The following is a 3,689-nucleotide window of genomic DNA, read 5'->3' as shown; positions in this document are numbered from 1 at the left end:
CGCGCGGCGACTTCCGGCGTGTGGATCGGCGGCACCGGCTGCACGCGCCGGCCCAGCTTGTTGCGGGCCCAGTCGAACTGCGGCGTGTCGTGCGCCGGCAGCTGGACCATGGTCAGGCGGATGGCGCTGGCGTCATGGAGCAGCTCGCAGCGCAGCGCGTCGGTGAAACCGCGCACGGCGAACTTGGCCCCGCAATAGGCCGATTGCAGCGGGATGGCGCGGTAGGCCAGCGCCGAGCCGACCTGGACGATGGTGCCGCGGTTGCGCGGGCGCATGCAGCGCAGGGCGGCGAGGGTGCCGTGCACGCAGCCCAGGTAGGTCACCTCGGTGACGCGGCGGATTTCCTCGGCGCTCAATGCGCTGGCCGGGGCGAACACCGTGGCCATCGCCGCATTGACCCAGATCTCGATCGGCCCCAGTTCCGCCTCGATGCGCGTCGCCGCGGCGTCCAGCGCGGCAGCGTCGGCGACGTCGAGCGGGATCGCCAATACCCGTGCCCCCATCGCTTGCAACTGCCTGGCAGTCTCCTGCAGGCCCTGTTCGCCGCGCGCGATCACGGCGACCCGGTAGCCGGCCCCGGCAAAGCCGCGGGCGGCGGCGCGGCCGACGCCGGCGGTTGCACCACAGATCACCACGGTCGCGTCGCTCATCGCTGGATCCCCTCCGCTGCACTGGCCAATGGCGCGGCGCGCCTGTGTAGAGACGACCCGGGCAGCGCCCGGCGAGTTCCGGCGCGCTCCGCTGGCATGCCCGAGCGGGGAACTCGGCTATCGACCTTCGGCCAATGGCGGCGATGGCGCGGCTCTGTAATAGTTAGCAGGCTAAGAGATGAAGCTTGGCAACGCCCTTGGCTCAAAAGGCGAAGCGGCGTGACGCATCGGGCGCGCCCGCATACGAGCCGGCCGCTCGCGTCCATCCCCTCCCGTGCCTGTCAGGCACCCTCGGCGGCTTATCCAGTCGCCACGGTTTTCCGGTCGCTGCCGCTGGCGGCGATCCGCTGTTCCTTCCCCGCGGCAGGCATGGCCGGCGATAAGGAACCTCGCCGGGCCGGTCAGGTCGATTCCTGAGCAGGCCCCTCGGGCCCAATCCGACCGACGGAGACCATGATGGATCTTGTCCGCATCATTTGTGCGATTCTGCTGCCGCCGCTGGGAGTGTTCCTGCAAGTGGGTTTCGGCGGCGCCTTCTGGCTGAACATCCTGCTGACCCTGCTCGGCTACATTCCCGGCATCATCCACGCCGTCTGGATCATCGCCCGGCGCTGAGTGGGCCTGCCGGTTCCGCCTGTCATCGGCCTTTTGTGCTCGACGGGCTTGCCGTGTAGAGTCGCGTGACGCGGGCGCAACGGAACCTATCGCGCGCCAAACACTCAAGAACACGCCAGCATCGGAGCATGACCGCCGAGGACGCATGCGCCGCGCATGTGCTCGACAGTCGGGCGGCGCAAAGGGAGCCAGATGAGCGAGTCCTTCATCGACCAGAACAATTTCAGGCGCATCCTCAATCGCAATGTCGCCGTGCCGCTGGGCTTCGGTTTTCTCAGTGCGTTCTTCTTCAGCGCCATCGTCTATTACCTGCTCAGCGTCAGCCACGCGGTCGACCGTTCGGTGCGGGGCGTGGCCCATGCCCATGAGGCGCTGCGGCTGGTGGCCGAACTGGAAACCGGCATGCGCGGCTATCTGATCGCCGGCGAGGATGCCTTCCTCGAGCCCTATCACGAGGGGCTGGCGGCGATCGGTCGCGAACTGGAGCGGCTCAAGGATTACTCGCGGGACGATCCGCTGCAGCTGGGCCGTATCGAGAAAATCGAGGCGTTGCATCGGCGCTGGCTCGGCTTCGCCGAGCAGGCCATCGAGCGCCGCGAGGATGGTCGTTCGATCATCGCCTATGTCCGTACCGGGCGTGGTCTCGGCCTGACCACCCAGCGGCGCGCGCTGTTGAATGAATTCATTGCCACCGAGCGACAGAAGCGTACCGACCTCACCGGCCGCTCGGAGGTGATTACCACCGCGCTGATCGGCGGTTTCCTGCTGTTCAGCCTGCTCTTCAGCGGTTTGCTGGTGTTCCTCGGCCGGCGCGACCTGACGGCGCTGTCGGCGAGTTATTCCTCGTCGCTGAGCCGGCAGCGGGCCCACGCCGAGGCGCTGGAGAAGCAGGCCTGGTACCGCACCGGGCAGACGCAGCTGGGCGAGGCGATCATCGGTGAACTGACCCTGCCGGCGCTGGGCCAGGGCGTGCTGGGCTTCCTTGCGCATTACCTCGACGTGGCCGTCGGCGCGCTGTTCGTGGTGCAGGACGGCAAGCTGCAGCGGGTCGCCGAGTACGCCTACGATTCCGCTCATCTGCAGGGCGGCCGGACCCTGGAGTTCGGCTCCGGTCTGGTCGGCCAGGTTGCCCTGGAGCGCCGCCTGCTGGCGCTGGAGAACCTGCCGGCCGATTACCTGAAGGTGACCTCGGAGCTGGGCGAGGCCACGCCGCGTTCGGTGCTGTTGGTGCCGCTGGAGGACAGCGGCATGCTCAACGGCGTGATCGAGCTGGGCTTCCTGCGACCGCTGCGCGAGGAGGATAGCGAACTGCTGCGGCGCATCGGCGCCACCATCGGCTCGGCCATCGAGGCGGCCCGCTATCGCCAGCGCCTGCAGAAAGTGCTCGCCGAGACCCAGCAGCTCAACGAGGAACTGCAGGTGCAGCAGGAAGAGCTGCGCGCCGCCAACGAGGAGCTCGAGGAGCAGTCCAGTGCCCTGCGCGAGTCGCAGACGCACCTGGAAGAGCAGCAGGCCGAACTGGAGCAGACCAACGAGCAACTGGCCGAGCAGGCCGATATCCTGGCCCGCCAGCGCGACGAGATGGACGAGAAGAACCGGCGCCTGCACGACGCCCGGCTGATGCTCGAAGCGCGCGCCGACGAGCTGCAGCGCGCCAGCCGCTACAAGTCCGAATTCCTCGCCAACATGTCCCACGAGTTGCGCACGCCGCTGAACAGCTCGCTGATCCTGGCCAAGCTGCTGGCGGACAACCCCGAAGGCAACCTCAGCGAGGACCAGGTGCAGTTCGCCCGCTCGATCTATTCGGCCGGCAACGATCTGCTCACCTTGATCAACGACATCCTCGACATCTCCAAGGTCGAAGCCGGCAAGCTCGAGGTGCATCCCGAGCTGACGATCCTCTCCCGCCTGGTCGACGGCCTGAAGAACCTGTTCCTGCCCCTGGCCAGGGAGAAATCGCTCGCCTTCGAGGTGGTGCTGGGCGACGACCTGCCGTCGACGCTGTTCAGCGACCGTCATCGCTTGGAGCAGATTCTCAAGAACCTGCTGGCCAATGCCTTCAAGTTCACCGAGAAGGGCACGGTGACCCTGCGCGTCGAGCGGCACGCCGGTGGCCAGCTGGCCTTTGCCGTCAGCGATACCGGCATCGGCATCTCGGTCGAACAGCAGGCGGCGATCTTCGAGGCCTTCCGCCAGGCCGACGGCACCACCAATCGCCGTTATGGCGGCACCGGCCTGGGCTTGTCGATTTCCCGCGAACTGGCGCAACTGCTCGGCGGACAGATCAGCGTGCAGAGCGCGCCCGGCGCCGGCAGCACGTTCACCCTGCTGGTGCCGGAGAATTACAGCGCGGCACCGCTCGCCGAGCCGGTTGCGCCGCCGCCGGTGGCTGCCGAGCCGGTCGACGCCGCTCCGCATGGCGAG

The 3,689-nt window shown here is 67.8% G+C and carries 3 protein-coding genes; 2 read left to right on the top strand and 1 reads right to left on the bottom strand.

Going from position 1 to position 3,689, the window contains the following annotated elements; all coding sequences use genetic code 11:
* Positions 1-650, bottom strand: a 650-nt coding sequence (locus BAY1663_RS22265) for an SDR family oxidoreductase (RefSeq protein WP_037045205.1), incomplete at its 3' end; no start/stop codon positions are given.
* 456 nt (positions 651-1,106) lie between these two features.
* On the opposite strand from BAY1663_RS22265, the gene BAY1663_RS24290 reads away from it, so the two are divergent.
* Both BAY1663_RS24290 and BAY1663_RS22255 read left to right on the top strand, forming a co-directional pair.
* A complete protein-coding gene (locus tag BAY1663_RS24290) occupies positions 1,107-1,265 on the top strand; it encodes a YqaE/Pmp3 family membrane protein (protein WP_037045204.1) in 159 nt (52 codons plus the stop codon).
* Positions 1,266-1,457: 192 nt separating this feature from the next.
* A partial coding sequence (locus BAY1663_RS22255; RefSeq protein WP_037045202.1) for an ATP-binding protein occupies positions 1,458-3,689 on the top strand: 2,232 nt, incomplete at its 3' end.

The organism is Pseudomonas sp. BAY1663 (genome assembly GCF_000582595.1).
Classification (GTDB): Bacteria; Pseudomonadota; Gammaproteobacteria; order Pseudomonadales; family Pseudomonadaceae; genus Stutzerimonas; species Stutzerimonas stutzeri_AF.
Note: the sequence above shows the minus strand (reverse complement) of the source record. Positions and strands in the feature narration are given on the sequence as shown.

Excerpts from the sequence above, each read along its gene's own strand:
- BAY1663_RS24290 (WP_037045204.1), top strand. The coding sequence starts at position 1,107 with ATGGATCTTGTCCGCATCATTTGTGCGATTCTGCTGCCGCCGCTGGGA.